This is a genomic window from Granulosicoccus antarcticus IMCC3135 (assembly GCF_002215215.1).
Taxonomy (GTDB): Bacteria; Pseudomonadota; Gammaproteobacteria; order Granulosicoccales; family Granulosicoccaceae; genus Granulosicoccus; species Granulosicoccus antarcticus.
In genome coordinates, this window is record NZ_CP018632.1 from 7,506,342 (window position 1) to 7,528,020 (window position 21,679).

The 21,679-nt window shown below is 54.2% G+C and carries 25 protein-coding genes; 10 read left to right on the forward strand and 15 right to left on the reverse strand.

Annotation, left to right across the window (positions count from 1 at the left end):
• Window positions 1–90: 90 nt before the first annotated feature.
• Window positions 91–750 (reverse strand): hypothetical protein, encoded by a 660-nt coding sequence (locus tag IMCC3135_RS32570; protein WP_088921391.1) that lies wholly within the window; start codon window positions 748–750, stop codon window positions 91–93.
• 202 nt (window positions 751–952) lie between these two features.
• Here IMCC3135_RS32570 and IMCC3135_RS32575 point away from each other — a divergent pair, with 202 nt between their 5' ends.
• Together IMCC3135_RS32575 and IMCC3135_RS32580 are read left to right on the forward strand one after the other, a co-directional pair.
• Window positions 953–1,732: an exodeoxyribonuclease III gene (locus IMCC3135_RS32575; protein WP_088921392.1), complete on the forward strand. Its 780-nt coding sequence runs from the start codon at window positions 953–955 to the stop codon at window positions 1,730–1,732.
• Window positions 1,729–2,625, forward strand: a complete 897-nt coding sequence (locus IMCC3135_RS32580; protein WP_088921393.1) for a DMT family transporter — start codon at window positions 1,729–1,731, stop codon at window positions 2,623–2,625. Before IMCC3135_RS32575 ends, IMCC3135_RS32580 begins: the two co-directional genes overlap by 4 nt.
• On the opposite strand, the gene IMCC3135_RS32585 is transcribed toward IMCC3135_RS32580, so the two are convergent.
• The 11 genes from IMCC3135_RS32585 to gspG form a co-directional block, all read right to left on the reverse strand.
• On the reverse strand, window positions 2,585–3,289 hold the full coding sequence (locus IMCC3135_RS32585) for a hypothetical protein (RefSeq protein WP_157736493.1): 705 nt from the start codon (window positions 3,287–3,289) through the stop codon (window positions 2,585–2,587). The genes IMCC3135_RS32580 and IMCC3135_RS32585 overlap by 41 nt on opposite strands.
• A gap of 12 nt (window positions 3,290–3,301) precedes the next feature.
• Entirely contained in the window at window positions 3,302–3,799 is a 498-nt protein-coding gene (locus IMCC3135_RS32590; RefSeq protein ID WP_088921395.1) for a YybH family protein, read from the reverse strand.
• A 242-nt stretch (window positions 3,800–4,041) separates the two neighbouring features.
• Window positions 4,042–4,872, reverse strand: coding sequence for a 3'(2'),5'-bisphosphate nucleotidase CysQ (gene cysQ / locus IMCC3135_RS32595; protein WP_088921396.1), 831 nt, complete (start codon window positions 4,870–4,872; stop codon window positions 4,042–4,044).
• A 58-nt stretch (window positions 4,873–4,930) separates the two neighbouring features.
• Complete coding sequence (gene gspN, locus IMCC3135_RS32600) at window positions 4,931–5,704, reverse strand: type II secretion system protein N (protein WP_088921397.1); 774 nt, start codon at window positions 5,702–5,704, stop codon at window positions 4,931–4,933.
• Window positions 5,704–6,174, reverse strand: a complete 471-nt coding sequence (gene gspM, locus IMCC3135_RS32605) for a type II secretion system protein GspM (protein ID WP_088921398.1) — start codon at window positions 6,172–6,174, stop codon at window positions 5,704–5,706. The genes gspN and gspM overlap by 1 nt, the downstream gene beginning before the upstream one ends.
• Window positions 6,175–6,190: 16 nt before the next feature.
• Window positions 6,191–7,405, reverse strand: coding sequence for a type II secretion system protein GspL (gene gspL, locus IMCC3135_RS32610; protein WP_157736494.1), 1,215 nt, complete (start codon window positions 7,403–7,405; stop codon window positions 6,191–6,193).
• Between the two features lie 14 nt (window positions 7,406–7,419).
• Window positions 7,420–8,493 carry a type II secretion system minor pseudopilin GspK gene (gene gspK, locus IMCC3135_RS32615; protein ID WP_157736495.1) on the reverse strand — a complete coding sequence of 358 codons (1,074 nt, stop codon included), beginning with the start codon at window positions 8,491–8,493 and terminating at the stop codon, window positions 7,420–7,422.
• A gap of 11 nt (window positions 8,494–8,504) precedes the next feature.
• Window positions 8,505–9,104: a type II secretion system minor pseudopilin GspJ gene (gene gspJ / locus IMCC3135_RS32620; protein WP_088921401.1), complete on the reverse strand. Its 600-nt coding sequence runs from the start codon at window positions 9,102–9,104 to the stop codon at window positions 8,505–8,507.
• A complete protein-coding gene (gene gspI / locus IMCC3135_RS32625) occupies window positions 9,101–9,508 on the reverse strand; it encodes a type II secretion system minor pseudopilin GspI (protein WP_088921402.1) in 408 nt (135 codons plus the stop codon). The genes gspJ and gspI overlap by 4 nt, the downstream gene beginning before the upstream one ends.
• Window positions 9,505–10,083, reverse strand: a complete 579-nt coding sequence (locus tag IMCC3135_RS32630) for a type II secretion system protein (protein ID WP_088921403.1) — start codon at window positions 10,081–10,083, stop codon at window positions 9,505–9,507. Before IMCC3135_RS32630 ends, gspI begins: the two co-directional genes overlap by 4 nt.
• Window positions 10,084–10,581, reverse strand: a complete 498-nt coding sequence (gspG, locus tag IMCC3135_RS32635) for a type II secretion system major pseudopilin GspG (RefSeq protein ID WP_088921404.1) — start codon at window positions 10,579–10,581, stop codon at window positions 10,084–10,086.
• Between the two features lie 84 nt (window positions 10,582–10,665).
• Here gspG and rrtA point away from each other — a divergent pair, with 84 nt between their 5' ends.
• Together rrtA and IMCC3135_RS32645 are read left to right on the forward strand one after the other, a co-directional pair.
• Window positions 10,666–11,310 carry a rhombosortase gene (rrtA, locus tag IMCC3135_RS32640; protein ID WP_088921405.1) on the forward strand — a complete coding sequence of 215 codons (645 nt, stop codon included), beginning with the start codon at window positions 10,666–10,668 and terminating at the stop codon, window positions 11,308–11,310.
• Window positions 11,311–11,850: a GNAT family N-acetyltransferase gene (locus IMCC3135_RS32645; RefSeq protein ID WP_088921406.1), complete on the forward strand. Its 540-nt coding sequence runs from the start codon at window positions 11,311–11,313 to the stop codon at window positions 11,848–11,850.
• On the opposite strand, the gene IMCC3135_RS32650 is transcribed toward IMCC3135_RS32645, so the two are convergent.
• Window positions 11,847–12,752: a DMT family transporter gene (locus tag IMCC3135_RS32650; protein WP_088921407.1), complete on the reverse strand. Its 906-nt coding sequence runs from the start codon at window positions 12,750–12,752 to the stop codon at window positions 11,847–11,849. The two genes, IMCC3135_RS32645 and IMCC3135_RS32650, sit on opposite strands and share 4 nt — an antisense overlap.
• Entirely contained in the window at window positions 12,749–13,768 is a 1,020-nt protein-coding gene (locus IMCC3135_RS32655) for an Ldh family oxidoreductase (protein WP_088921408.1), read from the reverse strand. The genes IMCC3135_RS32650 and IMCC3135_RS32655 overlap by 4 nt, the downstream gene beginning before the upstream one ends.
• A 250-nt stretch (window positions 13,769–14,018) precedes the next feature.
• Between IMCC3135_RS32655 and IMCC3135_RS32660 the strand changes: the two genes are divergently transcribed.
• Entirely contained in the window at window positions 14,019–14,291 is a 273-nt protein-coding gene (locus tag IMCC3135_RS32660; protein ID WP_088921409.1) for a hypothetical protein, read from the forward strand.
• Between the two features lie 153 nt (window positions 14,292–14,444).
• Window positions 14,445–15,458, forward strand: a complete 1,014-nt coding sequence (locus IMCC3135_RS32665) for an SDR family NAD(P)-dependent oxidoreductase (RefSeq protein WP_157736496.1) — start codon at window positions 14,445–14,447, stop codon at window positions 15,456–15,458.
• Window positions 15,459–15,712: 254 nt separating this feature from the next.
• Here IMCC3135_RS32665 and IMCC3135_RS32670 read toward each other — a convergent pair whose 3' ends face one another.
• On the reverse strand, window positions 15,713–16,414 hold the full coding sequence (locus IMCC3135_RS32670) for a GntR family transcriptional regulator (RefSeq protein WP_088921411.1): 702 nt from the start codon (window positions 16,412–16,414) through the stop codon (window positions 15,713–15,715).
• Window positions 16,415–16,764: 350 nt separating this feature from the next.
• Here IMCC3135_RS32670 and IMCC3135_RS32675 point away from each other — a divergent pair, with 350 nt between their 5' ends.
• The 4 genes from IMCC3135_RS32675 (at window position 16,765) to IMCC3135_RS32690 (ending at window position 21,673) form a co-directional block, all read left to right on the forward strand.
• Window positions 16,765–18,324 carry a COG3014 family protein gene (locus IMCC3135_RS32675; RefSeq protein WP_157736497.1) on the forward strand — a complete coding sequence of 520 codons (1,560 nt, stop codon included), beginning with the start codon at window positions 16,765–16,767 and terminating at the stop codon, window positions 18,322–18,324.
• A 75-nt stretch (window positions 18,325–18,399) separates the two neighbouring features.
• On the forward strand, window positions 18,400–19,008 hold the full coding sequence (lpoB, locus tag IMCC3135_RS32680) for a penicillin-binding protein activator LpoB (protein ID WP_088921413.1): 609 nt from the start codon (window positions 18,400–18,402) through the stop codon (window positions 19,006–19,008).
• Window positions 19,005–20,378 carry a hypothetical protein gene (locus IMCC3135_RS32685; RefSeq protein ID WP_088921414.1) on the forward strand — a complete coding sequence of 458 codons (1,374 nt, stop codon included), beginning with the start codon at window positions 19,005–19,007 and terminating at the stop codon, window positions 20,376–20,378. Before lpoB ends, IMCC3135_RS32685 begins: the two co-directional genes overlap by 4 nt.
• Window positions 20,372–21,673: a CsgG/HfaB family protein gene (locus IMCC3135_RS32690; RefSeq protein WP_088921415.1), complete on the forward strand. Its 1,302-nt coding sequence runs from the start codon at window positions 20,372–20,374 to the stop codon at window positions 21,671–21,673. The genes IMCC3135_RS32685 and IMCC3135_RS32690 overlap by 7 nt, the downstream gene beginning before the upstream one ends.
• Window positions 21,674–21,679 lie beyond the last annotated feature (6 nt).

The window sequence follows — 21,679 nt, forward strand, 5'->3', positions numbered from 1 at the left end:
GGGCTTTCATGATGAGAGTCGATGCCCTACACCATACAAGCTTGCTCGATATTTCGCAGCCGCGAGAGTTTCTATCTCGCAGCCAGGCTCCTAGCTACGCTCGGCTTTCAATTCACGATAGCGAATCAGATCATCATCGAATTTATCGGCAACTTCACTACGCTCTGCCGCTTTGGAGTCGATCAATGACCAGGCATTTTCGATATTGCGCTGAATGCTGCGCTGTTCGGTATACAAGGAATCCTGAGCCTTGCCCTTGTCATTGGCCTGTTCCTGCATCTGGATACGCTTGCCGACCACCGCAAGGCGCTCTGAAAGAATGCGAATTCGGTCATCCAGGCGACTGATAAGTCCATCGATCATGCCAACGCGGTCATCCCGGGTGCGCACCAGATCCTCTTCGGTGGTAAAGGTTGCCAGCAAGGCCCTGTCACGAATGCGGGACAGCTCCAGCTGGCGCTCTACCTTGCGCGCTTCGCGACGATCATTGCGACTGAGCACCTGCTGGAGTACGACGCCCTGGTTATTCAGGATACTGTGCCCATTGTCCTGTTTCGAATCGGGAGCTCGGTCCTGATAGACAACCAGACCACGTTCCTCGTACTTGTAAACGGCCTCGGCGTGCACATTCGCACAACCCAGACCCAACAGAACGCCAATCGCCGTACCCAGCAGGCCAACGGGACGTACATTACGGGCTGTCACGGTACACTCGCGCTGTGGCCTGCCAGTTTTTATAAATTGAAACATGAGGGCACTCCGTTACTCCTGCTTGCGGGGCGATATCTGTGACTGGGCGCAGACATGACGATGCCTGTAACCATTAACCGATTCATCTAAGCTGTTTAGAGCGTAGCGTCATGCTGCCGCAAAAAATGAGTGCAGAAACTGGTTTATGTGAGTGCCATCGCGATGCGATTGCGCAGCGTTACACAGGTGTACAATCCGGCTCATGAGAATCATCACCGCTAACCTCAACGGCATTCGCTCAGCGGCTACCAAAGGCTTTTTCACCTGGCTTAACCGGCAACGGGCAGACGTCGTCTGCATCCAGGAAACCAAGGCTCAGGAGTGGCAGCTGACCGACCCGGTCTTCCATCCGGCAAAGTTCGAGTGTCATTATCACGATGCCGTGAAAAAAGGCTACAGCGGCACAGCGCTATTTACCCGCCACACGCCCCAGAAAATCATTCATGGTCTAGGTATTGACTGGATCGACCAGGAAGGCCGCTATCTTGAGGCACAGTTTGGCAATCTGTCCGTCATATCCCTTTATTTGCCGTCGGGCAGTAGTGGCGAGATCCGACAGGAATACAAATATCGAATGATGGATGCGTTCCTGCCGCATCTGCAGAAACTACGCGCTCAGAATCGATCTGTTGTGATCTGTGGCGATTGGAACATTGCGCACACTGAGGCGGATATTCGTAACTGGCGCGGCAACAAGAAAAACTCAGGTTTTCTCCCCGAAGAACGCACATGGCTGAGCGAACTATTTGACAAGCATGGCTACTGTGACGCCTTTCGCCAATTGCCTCAGAAGGAACATGAATACACCTGGTGGTCACAACGCGGCCAGGCTCGTGCCAACAATGTCGGCTGGCGCATCGATTATCAGATAACCAGCGACGATCTGGCAGAGCAGGTACAACGCACACGTGTTTATCGAGACAAGATGTTCTCCGACCACGCGCCTCTCATTATTGATTACGACTTCTCTATCGAACCGTGAAGACTACCGCCTCCCCCCTGCTGTGCTGGATCATCTTGATGATTGGTGTCGTGGCAACTGCCTGCTCCTTCATCTTTATTCGCGAAAGCACCGAACCTCCGGTCATGCTGGCCGCCTGGCGCGTCTTGCTGGCGGTAGTCCTGCTCAGCCCCGCCTATCTGATGGCACGGCATAAATACGGTGACTTGCCTTATGCACAGGTTCTGCGCCGCTCGTTATTACCCGGCATCGTACTCAGCGCCCATTTCATCAGCTGGGTAATCGGGGCACGCCTGAGCCTGGGCGCCAACGCCACGATCATCGTCAATCTGGTACCACTGGCAATGCCCTTGTTACTGTGGATGATGTTTGGTGAAGTCATGCAGCGTCGCGAGTGGCTGGCTACCGCTCTGGCCGTCAGTGGCCTGGCCGTACTGGCGGTTGATAATCTTCAATTGAGCGCCGGTCATTTTCTGGGCGACTCCATCTGCCTGTTATCGATGTTTCTGTTCGCCCTTTATCTGGCGCTTGCCAGGCATCACAGCCAACTGCCGAGCATCTGGCTATATGTGGTGCCGGTCTACGCGGTTGCTGGCCTCACCTCACTGCTTGCGGCACCGCTGTTCGGACCGGTTGCACCGACACTGGAGAACTGGAATCTGCTGATGGTATTTGGCCTGGCAGCGGTCTCCACGGTCATCGGACACTCGGCTCTGAATTTTGCCATGCAGAACATGCGTGGTCAGACGGTGGGCATGATGATGCTTGCGCAGTTCATCGTGGCAGGTGTCATTGCCTATTTCCTCTACAACGAAGTGCCTACCGTTCTCTTCTATGTCGCCAGCGCACTGATGGTTTCCGGCATCCTCATGGTCATGCTGAATCAGCAGGCCGACCACGCCGTCGCAGAGTAGCCAGCAACCCGGAGAGCCGCACAACACGGTCTCTGAGGCGCTGCGGCTCTGTAGCGATGACAGGGCTGATATTGCGCGCAGGTGTTCTGAGCGAAGACTGTGCCGCACCGGTCGGTGCTTCGTCGATCGGTGCTTCGTCGATCGGCGCTGCACCGAACGGTGCTTCGTCAGGCTGTGCAACGCTCTGTCGCAACGGATGACTGCTCAGGCTGGTCGGCGAACTCACACTCGGTAGTTCACCAACGCTGCTTTGCTGGCAATCCACGGCATCACTGAGTGCTTCCAACAGATTATCTGCCTGAGCCTGCCTGGTACGCATCAACGAGATGCGCACTCCATCCTGCAGTGTCACATCCACACGAAATTGCGATCGCGCCAGACGTAAGGCACAGGCCGATCCAGTGACCAGAATCAGACTACCGGCCAGCATGATGAACGGTATGACCGCTGGTTGAGCACCAATCACGATAAATCGCAGACTGGCAACACTCAGCACAGCCCCTACCAGCAACATCAGCCGGGCAGGTGCCTTGGGCATCCTGATGCTGTGATAGTCGAGCTGGGTTATGGTCCGAATCGCATAGCGTGACCTGCCGTTGATCAGCCAGGAGGGCGAGACCGAGGATTGTTGGTCACGGTACAGTTCGCCTCTCATACGTCCCACTGTCTTCAGTCCTTAGTGCAGAACCGGTGGGCGAGGCGCCTCTTCTTCGAGTTCATCCAGCTCATCGTCCAGATCATCAAAGCCTGTGTCGTCAAACCCATGAAAATCGTCGTAGTCATCATCGAATGCCGAATCAGGCTCTGGCGAAGAGTGATGTAGCAGCATGCGCCAACCGCCTCCCTCAACATGGTAGATATTGGTTGAGACCAGAATGCTGACGACCTCGCCATCCAGTTCGATTTCTTCACGAACCAGATGCACCGCCAATCCTTCATTTCCCGTATACAGGGCATCAACAATGGAGAAAGTGAGAATGGGTGCGTCTGCGAAAAGCTCGACGAAACTGTCCATTACCGCTTTACGGCCCTCTATGCGCGAGGCACCAGGATGCACGCAGACAATATTATCGTCATCGGACCAAACGGCATCGAGCGCCTTGATATCAGCCCTCTCGATGGCCTCATAGAAAGCGGCCTCAGCCTCTTCAGGGGTCTTGAATAATCTGCTCACACATCGCCAGAAGTTTGTCCAGCCAGCAGTTTATATCGGACACTTGAGGATTTGTCGGGAAATCCTGTAATTAACTAGCCTGGACTATTCATGAAGTGTAGGATTATCGCGACGGACCCTGTATTCACAGGGAATTCCGTGAGGGAGCGGAATACAGACTGTATTTCCGACCGAGGGGGATTTCCTGTGGATGCTGGGGGCAAGCGAGAATTCTGCAGTTCATGAATAATCCAGGCTAGGTGTCAGGCTTTTTGTGCTTCGGGAGGCACGTGTTTGTTCCAATCGATCTGATCATCACCATAGACGAGAAACTGGGGATTGATCAGAGACTCACGCATGTTGTAGGTCAGATCCCGACTGCGCATGTCGCGAATATAGCCGCCAGCCTCTTCAACAATACACTGAGCTGCGGCCGTATCCCACTCACCTGTAGGCCCAAGACGAGCGTAAATGTCGGCAGCACCTTCTGCCACCAGGCAAGACTTCAGAGCTGAGCCCATGGGGATTTCGTCGTGCTTGCCAATACCATTCAGGAACTGCTGCAACCGAGGCCCGGTAGTCGGACACCGACTGCGAGCCACCGTGATTTTTGATGGGGCCGAGCGTACATGTATAGGCTGTGGCTCGCTGCTGCCAATCTGTTTGAAAGCACCAACTCCCTGCGTGGCAAAGTAGGCGATGTCCAACACGGGCGCAACGATAACGCCAGCTATCGGTCGGTTACCAACAACCAAAGCGATGTTGACGGAAAATTCACCATTGCGTCGCAGGAATTCCCGGGTGCCATCCAGAGGATCGACAAGCCAGTAGGCTGGCCATCCGTGACGCTCTTCAAAAGAGATGCCGTCGGATTCTTCGGAGAGCACCGGCAGACAAGGCATCAATTGCTGCAGCTCGTGCAGAATGATGTGGTGGGCCGCCAGGTCCGCAGTGGTCACTGGCGTCTCATCAGACTTGTAGGCAACTTCGCAGTTTTCGCCTTTGTACACCTCGACGATACGGGTACCGGCCTGGCGTGCAATTGCAAGCGCTTCGTGGGTAAGTCGGTCGGCAATCTCTAGTGCGATACTCATGCTGCGAGTGTCGTGGGGTCCTGTTTAGCCTAGCGGCTGATTAAAACAAATCCTGAGTCTACATTAGACGATTGACGTTGCCCTGTCTTTGCAGACGGACACGCCCTTGAGCATCGGCCCTACCCATTTGTCGCAACCCATTAATAACAGCAGAAGAGGCATCCGGTGAAGGTGTAAACAATATATTGGTGGCAAAGTCACCATTGAGACTAACTGTAGCAGAACCATCCATTAGTACCTCACCACCCACAGCACTAACATTGATGACATGGGATTTTTCATCCTTGGGCTCGATGATGACATTCACTGTCCCCAGAGAAGTTTGCACCGGGGTCTCCAGAGCTGCGTTATTCCAGGTCAGCTTCCCGTTGGCCGATTTCAACAGATCATTGACCAGAACCAGCTTGTCGATCTGGACCAGCAACTCGCCGGTGAAACTGGCGATAGGCACTGGCAACAACACTTCCAGCTCCTTGGCCTGAGCCGTGTAGTCCAAGTCACTGATGGTCACATTACCGTTGAAACTACGGGCGACATCGACACTACCGCTACCACCGTAACCATCAAAACGGATGGCAGCACCGGCAGCACCACCAAGCAGTGCCTTGGGCGACAGAACCCAGCCGACATTGCGAAACTCCAGTGGCAGCAAGTCATCCGTTGAACGGACTCGATCGATAACGCCGTTATAGAGCTTGCCCTTGACACCTTCCAGTGCCACCGGACCTAACTGCGGTCGAAAATGGTTAACCACTGGTGCCGCTGGAAACAGCACGACAACAGCAATCAGGTAAGCGACTAGCCCGAGAAGGCAGAGACGGAAAGTCCGCATCAACTGCGCTCCATGTTGAAACGTGCGCTGACGGTACCCGGATTCTTGCGGCTGATGGTCAGAGTGGAAATCTCCAGCCCATACAGCTCAAGCTCGGCGAGCACCGCGACCAGCTTGTCAAACTCGACCTCACCAAACTGGACGCGCGCACCGTTGGCGCCACTGGGCTCCACACGCTCAGGCGGATCCATTTTGGCTTGCCGAATCACTTCATCGATCAGCAGGTACGGTGCCTTGTCAGAGGTCTTGGCAGTATTGTCATTACCTGCAGAGGCCCGCAGCTGTACACCTGCCCGGCGTATGAACTCCAGAGTCTCTTGCTTGCTGACCAACGCCTGTTCAAGGCTTGTCTTCCTAGCTTGCAGTGGATACCACGCTACGGCATACAGCAAACTGATGATTGTCAGAACAGCGACGATCATGACGATCAATCGATCGCGCGGGGACTGCCTCAGATACCAGTCTTTCATCGGGATTTAAGCTCCTTCATTCAATGCGCACGCGACCGCGCACGGAATTATTTTCACGATTGGCCGATTGTACGGTCATTCCCAACGAGCCACGATTGGCCAGCTCAGATTTGAGCGCGTCCAGAGTGGGCACAGCATCGGTATTCAGATCCAGATCAAAACGACCACTACGATAGCCGATTGTCTTCAGTTCGGTCTGCGGCTGAGTTGCAAGGCTGGCGGCGATCTGAGCCATACGATTGGTGAAACCATCCGTATTGCTGCCACTCAGCCTATCCAGCGCCGCTTGTATCTGGCGTTGCGGTCGCTGCATGCGTGCACCCGGCATGGCTTCCTCAAAGGACTGCTTTATCTGAGCATCCAATATCGCCTCTTCACTGGACAGTTGCCGTACATCCAGCCATTTGCCAGCAAACAGAGCCAGCACCAGACAGGCGGCCAGCCCAGCGGTCCAGCGCCATGGTTTCCAGGTCTTGTCGAAATTCTTCTTGGGGTTATAGACACCCTGCAACAGATTGATATAGGGGGATGTCACCAGGCCACTGGCATACAGTGCCAGCCGGTGCTCTACCGGTCGAACCTCGACATCAATCTGTTCCGGCACTGTCAACGTGCCAGAGTTCTCTGTGCGAAAAATGACCAGCGATGCGCTGACATCACCATCCAGAGCTTCACGAGCACCTTCCAGCATGATGCTGGCCATGCCTGAGTCAGTTGCAAACCCCTTGTTGCCATCCAGTCTGATCACTGCCTGATCACCATCCAGCAATGCCGTCCAGGCCCGGATGTCAGGTGCACTGCCTTCCAGCTGCGGCAGAGCCAGAGTTTCGGGCACGATCACAGTGGGTCGCAGACCAACCAGTTGGCACTGATCAGTCACAGCTTCCATCACCTGCTGAGAGATGACGGCAACCGGGTATACATCATCACGGCCTTTGGCACCAAGTGCGAAGTGCAGCTCATCAACATCATCAGCGACTTGTTCCTCCAGAGCGAAGGGAACCGCCTGTTGAGCTCGCGCAAGCGAATTGCCGGGCACCCTGGCCTCAGCCAGCAGAACATCGTCTGCAGGCAGAATCAGTGTGACACGGCGACCTTCGACCAGCTCGGCAACCTCTTCCAGTGAGCTGACTTTCACGCCACTGGTTAGTCGTCCGCTGTCGTCAGATTCGGTCCATTGGACGCTATCCTCCCCGACACGGGGCATATAAATAATGACGTGTTTTGACACGATATTTCCTGTTTCTAAAGCGTATCGCGAGAGCGGTAGAGCACTCGCGTCTTGCCTTCACCACTGCGTTCAAACAGAGTGAACTGAGATAACTTGATGCCTTCAGCCACGACATCTATGCGCACTTGAAAGTAGTTCGAACGCACATCGTAAGTACCTGCTGGAGCAGCATCCGCACCAGTATCGGCTGAATCTACCTGTTGATCGAATAATATCGTGCTCTCATAGGGTTCCAAGTCACGTTCGTCCCCACCCAAGGTCTCCGGCCCGTCGTCGGCACTCAGATCAAAGATGTTCTCACACTCAGGATAGTCTTCATATGCGCCGGTGTCCCAACGCGATAGGTCAGCAGCCAGTGGTTTGATCTCATCCGAGAGCGATGCCAACACTTCAGGCGTCGCCGTATTGACGTTGACGGGGGTAGGGCCGTTATCCGTTGGCAAAGCAGATATATGAGGTAACAGTAACTCGTAGTCTTCAGCCTCAGCCTTGACAGCGCTGCTGAAGCCTTTCACCAACTGCAATTCGCTGGCACTCACAAACGGCGCGTTTGCAGCCCGATAACCTGATTCAAGCCCGGTGTAGTAATCGTCCTCGGCGCCATCGGGGACGGTGGCATTCACATCCGTATCAACCCAGTCAAGAATAGCCTCCGCTTTGCTCTCATCGATATTCAGCTCTATCAGCAGCCGTTTGAGCTGACCCACATAGAATTCTGCCGCGACGCCTTCCTCATTGACCAGGTTGTTCAGATTGAAGCGTCCCTGCATATCCACGATGCAGCCCTGAATGGTGGCAGTGTCGATCGGAATGGGAGGAATGGTCTGCGCCCAGTCATCATCGAGCGAGTCGGTATTTTCCCGCAGACCAGTCTCCACGTCGCGAAACAGAATAGCGGCCGCAAAACGTTCACCGCTGACACCAAAAGCGCGAGCCTGCAAAATAATGCCTTCATTGCGCTCACGCTGCATGTCAAGTTGCTGGCGACTGGTGACGGCAACCATCGTGATCGTGCCCAGCGCCACCAGTAACATGGCGGTAATGATGGCAACTCCACGCTGTCTGGTTGCTCCGGCTCCGATTTTCATGAATTCATGTTTCATCCAGGCAGTGCAAAGACGCGGGTGACGTCACCATAGTCTTCAAGCTCCAGCTTGAATTCGATAGCCATAGGCATACCCGGATCCTCGCTATCTGCCGGAGGCCAGCTTTCCTGCCACTCTCCTGAACTATCCAGAAAACGTAAATCAAGGGAGTCGACACCACTGAGCATCTGACGACGTCGGGTGGGCGTCTCATCAATCGGGTCCAGATGATACCAGTACTGACGTATCAACTTGTCCCCTTCCAATCCGTAGGCGACTCTCTGCAGGTTAGAGCGCGCGGGTGATACATCAGCAGCCGGATTGGTCCAACCTGCACGAGTGAATTCAAACAGGCTCTCGCCGTCAAGATTCAGCAGCAACGGCGGCAATTCGGCGTCCACTGCCGAGCGCACTGGACGGTTGGCAATCTGCGTAATGTCCTCTGCCAGCCAGTAGAAAGTGCGCTGCAACTCACCAAGGCGGTTGGACTGCACCTCGAGCCGATCGCGCGTTGCTGTTACCTGGAACAGCATCTGAAAGCCGGCCGTACCCAGAATCGCCAGCAGGAACATGGCGACCAGCAGCTCTATCAATGTGAATCCGCGCTGTCTCACTCTTTTATTGCCGGGTTACCAATGAAGCCGGAAACGGTGTAGATATAACTATCCTCATCCTTGTCTCTGCGCACTTCCACATCCACACGCCGAAGATCGTCATCAGAAACGGCCTGAGTTCGCGTCCGGACAAACCAATCGAGTCCGACCATCTCGACTTCTGTGTTCGTGGTGCCATTGTCCGGCCAGGCTGGCAATGACTGCAGTTCGGCAAGTCGGTTACTGGCAATCCAGCGCCCGAACTCGCGATCACGCAGATAGTCGGCGCGAAAGACACTGGCGCCTGCGGAGGCGACCAGGGCCGAGACTCCGACGGCAATAATGGTCATGGCGACCAGCACTTCAATCAGCGTGAAGCCGCGTCCAGATCGTGCCGGTTTCTTGTTGTCAGGAAATTGTTTCACGAGCCTTCCAGTTGCTCGACCACGATCGGCAAGACTTCGCCGGCAGCCACTTCATGCTCATACTCACCATCCGGATCACTGATACGAATACGGAAATCAGGAATAATTTCGCCATTCGACAGAAAGATAATGTGTGGCTTCAAGGGATCTTCTTCTGTCGCATCGTCAAGCTCTTCTGTCAGCTCGGCGAGAATGATTGGCAGACCTGAGATATCCACCTGGAACTCGATGGCCACGTCTTCGCTTCTGAACTTCAATTGCCCATCTTCGACAATTTCCCAGACCGACTCATCATCTTCGGTCTCGGTGAGAATATAGAACTCATAGGATTCAGGATGAAACCGGATACCGAACTGCTGGCGCGAGTAGACCGCCTGATCAGAGGCCAGCTCCATCAGCAGGCCTGTGCGCAGTGCGGTATCGCGGACAATCTTGCCCACATTCCGGAATTCTATATTGATCACGACCGCGCCCACCAGAATCGAGACGATGGTGACAACCACCAGTAGCTCGATCAGCGTGAAGCCTTGCTCGCGCCGACGGGTGGGCGGCGGACATGCCGGACTGGGAATCACTTAGCTTGGATCAAAGTTACTGATATCGGCGTCAAATTCCTCGCCACCTTCAACCCCGTCGTTACCCAGAGAGATGATTTCAAAATCACCCTCTTCGTTCTGATAGATGTATTCGCGACCCCAAGGATCCTTCGACAGCTTCTTCACGTAACCCCGACCGTTCCAGTTGGCAGGCTCCGGATCTCCAGTCGGCTTGGTGACCAGCGCTTCAAGGCCCTGCTCTGTTGATGGGTAGTTGAAGTTATCCAGCTTGTAGAGCTCAAGCGCGGACGAAAATGAAGCGATATCGTTCTTGGCTCGCACCACGCGTGCCTCGTTCGGTCGATCCATGATCAATGGCACCACGGTGGCACCCAGGATTGCGATGATGGCTACCACCACCATGATCTCGATCAAGGTAAAACCTGATTGCCGTTTACGCCTGACAGTCGCCGTATTCGCTGTGAACTTTGTGCACCGGGCAGTCAAAACCGCACCTTGATGTATCTGTTTGCCCATAAGGCCTACTTCTCCCGTATTCTCAAAGGGTTAATCTGTTATGCCGTGAGGATAGCACCGCCCGTATGACTCGATGCTTGCTGAATGATTCAATCACTTGAGAACGTAATCCGTTCACCCGCCCATAGACTGGCCATTGCCATTGCCCTGCTATGCATTGCCCTGCAATACATGGGCCTTGATGAGACCTTGCGTTTCAATCGCACAGCCATAGCCGATGGTGCATGGTGGTTGTTGCTCACTGGTAATTTCGTGCATCTGGGACCGAGCCATCTGTGGATGAACATGGCCGGCCTGGCATTGGTTGTAGCCTTGGTCTGGCAACACTATTCCGCCACGCAATGGTTACTGATTACACTGTTCTCCAGCATTGTGGTGGGGGTTGGCTTGTGGTTGTTCAACCCCGAAGTCCATGGTTACGTTGGCTTTTCCGGTACGTTACATGGACTGATACTGGCAGGTGTTCTGGCAGATATCAGGCTCTATCCCCGTTCCGCCAGCGTTCTACTGGCGCTCGTCATCGGCAAACTTGGCTGGGAGCAACTGAGCGGTGCGCTGCCGGGCAGCGAGTCGGTTGCGGGCGGCCAGGTGGTGGTAGATGCACATTTATACGGTGCCATTGGAGGTGCGGTACTGGGCGCCTTGCTGCTGCTACTGGCAGCACGTCGGCGGACTCGCAGCCTCTCGACAAGCACAGACACTTCAACGCCGGACGAGAGCAGACATTAGATGACAATATCGAATGATCAGGACCTGCCTTCCCTGAAGTGGGAGTTCCACCGGTTTGACTCTCTCGACACCCGTAAACTGTTTGCACTCATGAAGCTGCGAGTGGATGTGTTCGTGGTCGAGCAGACCTGCGCCTATCCTGAACTGGATGGTTCTGATACGGCCGTGCAGACTGTTCACCTGCTGGGCTTCGCTGGCAATGAGCTGGCCGCCTACGCACGCGCCATGCCTGATGGCATCCATAGCTCAAGCCACGTATCAAGCCGGCCAGAGCACTCTCCTGAGGGTGCTTCCCCGTTGTTGCCAGCGATCCCGATTGGTCGTGTCGTTATCGCCTCGAACTTTCGTGGCAAAGGTCTGGCGCGCACACTGATGCAGCAAATGATGTCGCATTTGCAGGACCACTACCCCGATCGTGATCAATGCCTGGCAGCCCAGGAAAGTGTCCAGAAGTTCTATGCCACTTTGGGGTTTTCAGCGATATCCGATGTTTATGTGGAAGATGGTATTCCTCATATTGACATGCTGCGCCACCTTTAAGCGGTCGAGCCGACGGGTGAGCGTAATCTGGAAATAGCGACACCTGCCATGATGAAACCCAGCGCAAAATAGGCATTGGCAGGCAACCGCTCGCCCAGCATCAGCACGCCGGCAATCATGCCGAAAACGGGCACCATGAAATTTATCTGACTCAGAAACGAGACGCCCTGCCTTGAGATGATGACCAGAATCATCACAGTGGCAATCGCTGTTGGTCCGATCGCCAACGCTATCAAGGCACTCAGCGCCTCCCAGGAGGGTCGCAATTGCCAGGGACTATCGAACAACAGGCAAGCTGGCACTAGCAGAATACTGGAGGCGAACATCAACGCCGTCATGGTTGACCAACGTGGCAGATGCGTCAGTTTGCGTGTAATCAGCGCATTGACTGAGTAGGACAAGGCACTGGCCAGAATAGCTCCCTGGCGCAATAAGTCCTCACCCACCGCATTCAGAGCTGAGACTCCCATCAACACGATGACACCCACCAGCCCGAACAGCACCCCGATCACTTTCCAGCGTGTGAGCTTTTCATCGTGCGTGAACACATGAGCCAGCAGAACGGTTGCCAGCGGCATGATCGCCATGAATATCGCCGTCAAGCCAGCCTCGACCCTCATCTGTCCCCAGCTGATCAATGTGAAGGGCAAGGCATTTCCAAAAAAACCGGCGGCAAATATCGCAAGCCATACCCTGCCAGCAGGTGGCATTTTCTGACCTCGTAAACGCATGAGCGGATACAGCATCAGAAACGCTAACAGCAACCGTCCCGAGGCGATCGTCAACGGCGGCAACTCTGCCACGGCAACCCGGGTGAACGCAAAGCTGAGACCAAACAGCAAAGCCAGTGAAACCAGTAACAGATAGTCGGTCAGATCTGGCGTTTGCCGCGTCAAACTCATACGATGTCGTTTTTCAACTGTTCCAGTTCATTCAGCATTGCCAGCGATACATCCACACCCTCAGCAATATGCTGCTGTCTGACCTTATAGCGACGCTGTGAGGGCAAACGGGTTCCCGGTTGGTTCAGTATTTCCTGGAACAGATATTCAGAGCGGGCCAGATGGTCGGTGGAGCCGCTGCAATGACTCGGATCGATTGCCAAAATCAGCTCCCCACCCGGAGAGATACCCGCACCGTGCGTATCATTAGCTGACGCCTCGACACTGAACGCATCGCCGATCAGTGCGCCTGCCAGCAACTCGACCATCAAGGCGAGACTTGCCCCCTTGTGTCCGCCGAAAGGCAGCTGTGCACCTTCCAGCGCAGCAGCCGGATCAGTGGTGGGGTTGCCATCCTTATCGATTGCCCAGCCTTCTGGCAGCGGCTTACCCTCACGCAAATGCAACTGGATCTCGCCACGGGCACTGGCGCTGGATGCCTGGTCGAAAACCAGAGGCGGTGAACCTTTGCGTGGAAATCCGAATGCCATGGGGTTGGTGCCGTATATCGGCTTTATGCCACCTGCCGGAGCCACATAGGCATTAGCAGCAGTGAAGGCGAAGACCACCAGCCCGGATTCGGCCAGACGCTCCACTTCTGGCCAGAGAGCAGCGATGTTGATCGCCTGATGGATGGCCAGCGCAGCGATACCGTGCTTACGCGCTTTCTCCAGCAAGGCTGGTTCCCCAATGCGCAAGGACAGCGGGCAGAACCCGCCATGGGAATCCACATGGACGACTGAGGAATCAGTGACTCTGAGGGTGGGTACGGCGACTGGATTACTCGCAGGGCTCTTGAGAGTGCGCACATAAAACGGGATACGAAAAAGACCGTGTGAGACACAACCATCGCGCTCTGCGACCGTGACATTTTCAGCAATTGCACCCGCCTGATCCGCCGAGAATCCGTGCTTCAACAGCACCTCAGTGGCTAAGGCTTCGATGACTTCAAGAGAAAGACGTTTGGATTCGGCCATGATGCCGTGACTCTACCGTGAATGGGAACCCTGTTAGTTTGAAGCACCGGCAAGCCATGTGGCAAGTGCATTGAAGAAACAATCAGACGCACATTTTGATTATCAGAACAACCCGCTGCATAGGCAAGGTAAAAACAACAAGTTCAGCGTAGTGAAGGGCAATGTCACGCTTTTTCACAAACAGGCCCGCTTCAGCCTGACATGATGACTTCCGGCTTGAGAGTACTAAAGCAGAATACGGTTGAATCCCATGAACTTTATCGAGTGCTATTTGTGTGGTGGCCTCGCGGTACCAGAAAAGGAAACGCGCGATCGCACCCTGACTGTCTTCTGTACCAGCAAACCTTGCGGTCGCTATGACATTGAGTTTGCAGCGTTGCAAATGCTGCAGACAGGTGTCCGGCTGAAGCAACAAATGGAGGAGATCACGGCTCGCGTCTACGCTGCCAACCGCCGTGATGAGCGAGTCCTGATTACCACGGACGATCTGCAGCCACTGCCCTCACCCACAACAACACTCTAGAAGATTACCAGAGCCACCCGGTACCGGCACCGCCTGCTCTGCGCAGCAAGAACTGCATTCATGATCGCTTGGCCCATCAACTGCGTATGTTGTATATGCCCATAACAATGCCACTGCATAGCTGACATGTCTGCATCCTTGATTGAGAGACTGATGGAAAAATCAGTCGTCCCCAGTTTTACCAGTATAGGGCCAGGCATCAGACGCCGCCTCCATCACTGGCCACCACTGGAATCCTATAGTCTCGTAGGCAAGGTAGTGGTGCTGACCGGTGCCACCTCCGGCATAGGGGAAGCTGCCGCTTCACTGTACGCCCACGCGGGAGCTACTCTGGTCATTGTGGCGCGTAATCCTGACAAGGCTAATGTCCTTCTGGAAACGCTGCGCAAGGAATCCGGAAACAGCGACTTGCACGCCTTCATTGCTGATCTGGGGGTTCGCGAGGAGGTTGAGCGAGTCGCTGCAGAACTAGCCAGTCAGTTTCCGGTGATCGACGTACTCGCTCATAATGCCGGCATTTTGCTGAACCAGCGAAAACGCGCTGATAACGGCACCGACCTGAGTGTTGAGCTGATGGTCGTTACGCCTTTTCTCCTCACAGCACTGTTACTTCCACAATTGGGTTATCACAGCCCTGACCCTGCTCAGGAATCTGGCCACCAGCCACACAGCGCTCAGCAACGCGAACCTGGCAGAGTGCTGACCATGAGTTCTGGCGGTATGTATACAGAAGGCCTGAGTGTGGAACATCTGGAGATGACCGACGACAACTATCAGGGCATGCAGCAATACGCTCGCGCTAAACGAGCCCAGGTCGTACTCAATGAAATCTGGGCAGAAAAAGTGCCTGCCAACGAGGTAGTTTTTCATGCCTTGCACCCGGGGTGGGTAGATACGCCGGGTGTCAGTGATGCTCTGCCAGGTTTTTCCAAAGTACTCAAACCTCTGGGATTACTGCGCAGCCCTCGCGAGGGTGCCGACACACTGATGTGGCTGAGTGCCGCTGCCGAGCCTGCGAACCGCTCCGGACAATTCTGGCATGACAGGGCGGTGCGTGATATCAATATGAGTAATGCTACCCGCAAGTCCGACACACAGGAAAAACGCGACGCACTGTGGGATTGGTGCGAGAAACACACCCGGTGGCAATGGCCGGCTAACAAGTGACCCAGCCACTCCAGTGGCCGGGTCTCCGGACAAACAGCAACCTGAGGAGTCACTGGGAAAGTCTTACGGGCTGTAGAGCCGCTGGATCAGCGTTACAGGTTAGTTTATAACAGCGAAACGGGTTGGTTTTCAGAGTTATTTCTGTGATCAGACTCAAACCAGACAAGCTTGTATTATGAAAAATCAGATGCAGCTGCTAGTGTAGTGAAACGTGCTAATCATTCGAATGATTAGCACGTTTCACTACACTAGCACTAAGAAACGACCAGCAAATCATCACTTTCAAACAATTCCATCAAATAGGTACCAGTCGAGCAATAATGCGCTAACAATCGCTCTGAGGCTAACTCGGCATCCCCTGCAATAGCCGCCTCCATGATGCCAAGATGCTCGTCCGTGACGTGCCTGTTGTGATAGTTGAGGGAGCGCAAGGCCAACAAGCGGTATCTGATGTTCAGATCGTACAACTGTGAACAGAACTCGAACATGATCGGTGCCTGGCAATTAGCCAATAGTGTCATGTGGAAGCTTTTGTGATGCTCTTCGAATACGTCAATTTCTTCGACAGGTTTACGCGTCATCCGATGGTGGCTCAGAACGACACTCTCCTCCCATTTTTCATCCATATTGGCAATACTGTCGCGTAAAGCCATATCCTCCAAGGTACAACGCAACTTCAGGATCTCTTCGAAGTTTGCACGACTGACGGGGGCTGCTCGAAAGCCTCGTTGATCGCTGCGTTGAACCAGATGACCTGATGACAACAGGCTGAGAGCCTCACGCACTGGCGACGCTCCCGTATTGAGACGCTTGCACAATCCGTCGATTTTCAGCTTCTCACCAGGCTTGATTTCACCCTGAATGATCATACGCCGCAACGCCTTACAGGTTCTCTGGGTTGCGGACCCCTCGGAACTGTCGGAACCGTTGGGTTGTTGTATTGTTATTGAGTTCATTGGGTGAGAATATCGATATTTTACGGATTAATCAATGACTCGATTAAACCGCTATCTGACATAACAGTCAATCCTGCAACCTCATAAGCCGATTGGCTCCACTTCTCATCGAGAGATTACAGGTGACAACAAGTTTTTCGCGATTAAAAATCGCTGTAAGACTTGCGATTGAAAAAAATTGTAAAGATCTATAGGCCTCTGTCGTTACAAATCGGGTACACGGAGGTTACAACTCTGGATCGGGCATGGAATATTTCGGCATCGCCGACCCGACTATCTGTGAGGCACAGAGTCCAGAGTAGTAAAGACTTCCGTGGCATTCGATTTATAAGCAACGGATATATGCACCAATGACTATCAGACCTCCTCACTCTGTCAAAAATATTCCACGCCGTACAGTTCTAGCATCAATGGTGCTCGCATCACTACTGGGAAGTGCCTGCTCTACAACAGGCGGCGGTAACAGTAACGATCCAATAGCCAGCTACAACAGCGCCTTTTCACGGGGTGATTACGCCACCGCTATCACAGCCATTCCTGCCCCTGCAGCGAATGACGAATCAAAAGAAACATCACCAGAACGCGATGTTTTTCGACTGCTGCATGTTGCAGAAGCCCAACGCCTTTCTGGTGATTATCGCGGTGCTATCGCCAGCTATGAACAAGCTGAAGCTGGTCTCAAAAAACTGGATCTAGAAAGCGGACTGGAGAAGGGCTTGGAATCTGCGGCCAGCTTTGTTGGCCCAGCCTCGGCACAGGATTACGAACCGTATGAAGCGGAAAAAATCCTTATCAATACCTACAAAGCACTGGCGTTTCTCAGCTTGGGCGAGGCCAACGATGCACGTGTAGAATTCAATCGTGTCAACTACCGATCACAGCGTGCAATGCAATCATTCGAGAGTGAGATTGCAAGTGCCAACTCTAAAAAATTGAAACTGGGCGATAAGGAATTTTCCGCCAAGGATCTGATTCCGGAGGGAATGACCAGTCAGTTCGAGAACAAAACAATCGAAGGTGACTCATTTGCAGGCTATGAAGGGTTCATGCTCCCGGCCTCCACTTACCTTCACGGCATCTACAACCTTGCATCTGCCGATCGTGATCTGGATGCTGCCTCCCATTCGCTGCGCCAGCTGAACGACATGTATCCAGAGATATCATTGTTCAAGAATGAACTTTCCTCTGCCGAATCTGGCTCTCCTCTGGCGAGCCAGCTAGTTTGGGTTGTATACGAAAATGGCACTGGCCCGAGCCTTGTAGAACAACGGGCGGATGTGGACGCAACACTCGATATCTCCAGTATGAAGTTCGGCGTCCGTGAAGACAGCGTTGATCCGACAGAATGGCGGAACTCGATTCAGGCTCAGAACATGACGCCCTATGTCATATCACTTGCAATTCCGACGGCCACCGAATCAAAACCTGTCGAACCACCTTTCAAAATATCCACTCACGATGCTCACGATGTCTCGCTGACTACCTTTTCCAGTATGACTTCAGTATCAAATGCGGAGATAGAACGACGTAAACCCGCCATGCTGACAAAGGCGTTTGGATCGTCTGCGGTCAAGGTCGCAGCGCAAGCTCTGGCAGCTAACGCAGCTGAGAAGAAGGGATCCGGATTCGGCGCTTTCGCCGCTCGTGGAATGGGAATCGCCACGGCCAAGGCAACCAGCGCCGACACGCGTAGCTGGTCCTCTATCCCTGCACACTGGGAGGTTGCCCGATTCGAACGTCCGGCCGATGGCGTCATGAAAGTGGAAACAGGCAGTGTCAATGGTGAGCTCAGCTTGCCAAGCTGGTCAAGAGTACTCGTCTATGTAAAACGTCCGAGCGCGGATACGCCACTGCGCGTCTCGTTGATCGATCTGAACGGCCAGGAGCCGGCGATCGAAACCACGTTCTAACGACAAAACGATAGCGAGGTCGGCAAGCTCAGAAGAGTTTGCCGACTGCTCCCCCCAACCAAGGATTCCAAATCTATGAAGACACGAACACTCGTGGCGGGCTTTGTTATTAGCGCACTGTTGTCAGCCTGTGCCTCTCAACCCTCCTATGTTGATACCGACAATGACCGTGGCCCAATCACCATGTCTCTGGACTATCGCGATTTCAACAAGGCTGCAGATGCAGCGATCGAAGAGCTTCTGGCAAGCCCAAACCTCGTAAATCCGGCCGGAGGCCGCTATATCCTGGCGATTGGCAGGATTTCCAATCGGACGATGCAACACATCGACACCGACAGCGTCGTGAAGAAAATTCGGGTAGCTCTGCTTAATTCAGGGCGTGTCGTTACAACGACGGCAATCGCTCATGGCGGACCAGAAGATGACATGGTCATGCAGGTTCGTAGCTTGCGTACCTCAACCGAGTTTGACCAGAGCAGCGTCGCCGAACAAGGAACACTCAGAGCTCCTGATCTCAGTTTGACCGGAAAATTCATTCAACGTACGGTACGCGCAGGCAAGAATCACCAACAAGTCGAGTATCGATTTCAGATCAGCGTGACAGATCTTCGTAGCGGAGTTGCAATTTTCGAACATGAAAAGGAAATTGTGAAACGCGGCACCAACAAGACGGTCGTCTGGTGAGCCGCCCGGTAACGGTCGCTGCTACTCGGCCAATATCACTGATCGCGTTCGCAGCCGGCGCGCTGTTCATGTCGAGTATGGTCAGCGCCCAGGATCGCACACCATCCCCGTTCGTCTCAATGGATGAAATCGGTTCGGCAGATGAGCAGATCGAAGTATTCCTCTCTGAACGCGGCTGGGTACGTGGCGAGTGTAGCTGCAACCCTGCAGGCGGGACCCTGGTGGTTGCCGAGGCGGATATTGCCGTATCCGCAGACCAGATCCGTTTCAGCGAAGCACGCCTTATGGCAACCGAAGAAGCCTATCTTACAGCCGTCGGTATATTCGCCCGGCAAGATTCAGTCGAAATCGTCAAGGAATCAACAAAGACTTTCATGAAAGACGATCTGCCACAGGAAATCGAACAAGAAGACAACCTCGATGCCCTGCTCTCTGCGGTTTCCACCCGACTGGCAACGGCCTCTGTTGCACAGCTTGATAAGCTCATTTCGAGCCTGGGTGGAGATACTTCAAACTTGCCTCAGTTAAGTCTGTCCGCAAAACGAAAACGTCTCCATGACGAAATGCTGGTCGAGTCACTGTCACGTGCTTCAGCTCGCATGGCAGGCGTTGGCATCTTCGGCGTGATAGAGCAGACCGGGGGCGACGGCGTACTGTCCAACGGTAGCGTCAATGTAGTTGTTGTCCGTGCCCCCGGATTCGAGGATCTGGGTCGCCAGCTCAGAAGCGGAGAAAGCAATGCTGCATTGGGTATGCCGGTTGATTCGATTAGAAAGAAACTTGCAGGGCATATGGCTGCTCGCACACCCATGCTCGGATATTTCGGCGTGCAACCCGTCAAGGATGCAGAAGGACGCTATGGTCTGATTTCATTCGGCATGGGTGCGCCGCAGCTGGTTCGCAGTATGGATCAGGATGATATGCGTGCCGAATACGACATGGCTAGAATGAGTGCTGAATTGATGGCTGACGGCTGGCTTGCGCAGTTTGCCAGCCTGGCCGTTACCGCCGACCGATCTGAAGTCCGTCGAACACTAAAGCAGAAAATTGATGTGATGGAGGGTGACGGATTCATACACAAAGCGAGCAGTACGGATGTCGGCAAGTTGCTGTCTGATGTCACTCGCTCCATATCGAAAGCGAATATCCGCGGAATACAGACAATCGGTTCCTGGTCGGCAGATGCCCCTGACACAGGCCATCCCTATCTTGGAGTCGTGAAGTACTGGTCTCCAGCGATGGCAGCAAGTGCGGAAAGCCTCAGCGATGCCTATCGAAACGGCACTCGCCCGACAGTACCCGCTGCGGCCAAACCTGCTGCTGCCCCAGCAAAGAGTAATCGCAGTACGGGGGCATTCGGAGAATGGTAGGTCTGACGAAAGATCAACACAATGGCGCGTGCCGTATCCTGCTTGTTGCCTTTATCCTGATAGTGATGTGGTTGGTGAGTTCAACGGTCAATGCTGCGGCCAGTGTCCGCTCGGTAAGGGCCGTAGCAAGCGGGTCTGATCGGGACAGTGCAATCTCTAATGCGCTGGCAGATGCACTACGCCAGGTCCACGGGGGAGAGATCAGCATGACGCGAGAAACCCAGCGAACTTTGCATAGGCTCTCGACAAACGGCAGCTCCAGCATACGCTCAGAGCAACGCGGCAGTAGCGTGACACGCACATCCAGTGAAGGCCTGATCAATGGCTATCGAATCGTGTCTCTCACGCCGCTCGGCTATGGCGGATTTGATGCAACATTAGACGTTGATATACCCGTGTACCAAACGCAGGCCGTTCACTCAGCGCGACGCAAGATTGCAGTTTATCCCGTCGAAACCGTTGCTACTCGGTATCGATTCGGCGGCCAGACCCTGAATGCTGTGGACGTATCACAACGTCTGACACAGTCGTTGGTTGCAGCCACCGTCCAGTCTGGCCGCTTCTCGGTACTGGATCGCGACATGCGCTCGGGGATCACCCGGGAACAGCATTTTATCGGCGGTGATGATGTTCCGTTGGCCGAGAAAATGGCACTAGGACGTGCATTGGGCGCGGAGCTGCTACTGGTCAGCCGCCTGCGTCGACTCGATCTGGAAACGGTTCAGCATCGAAATCCACTAAGCGGCGAAGTCAGTCAATCAAGCCAGGGAGCCGCAGTCATCGAAGCACGTGTTGTCATGCCGTCGACCGGTCAGCTCATGTGGGCGAAAACACTGGAACTGGGCGCAAGCGAGATCGATGTACAAAGCTCGGAACAGGCCATGCTTGCATCCGTATCGCGAGAATTGGTTTCCAGTGTTCTTGAAGGAATCTACCCCTTGCGGGTCGTCGATGGACTTGGCGACAGTGCGGTGATCAACCAGGGAGGGGAATTGGTGCAGCTTGGTCAACGTTACGATGTGTTCTCCATCGGCCGTCGCTATGCTGACCCGTATTCGGGCGAGAGTCTCGGTGCACGCGAAAAGCGAGTCGCATCGGTCGAAGTGACCTTTGTCGGAGCCAAGACGTCACAGGTCCGCGTACTGGATGGTACAGTAACGGGCGACGGCCACGTTCTACGTCGAGTGCCGGGACTGGCGGCAAGTCGTCCCTACCAGCCATCGGCGCAGAAAAAAACGTCGACCCCCGCCCGTAGCCATCGTCGTGGCTTTTGTCTGCCAGGTGATGCCTGTTGACAATAT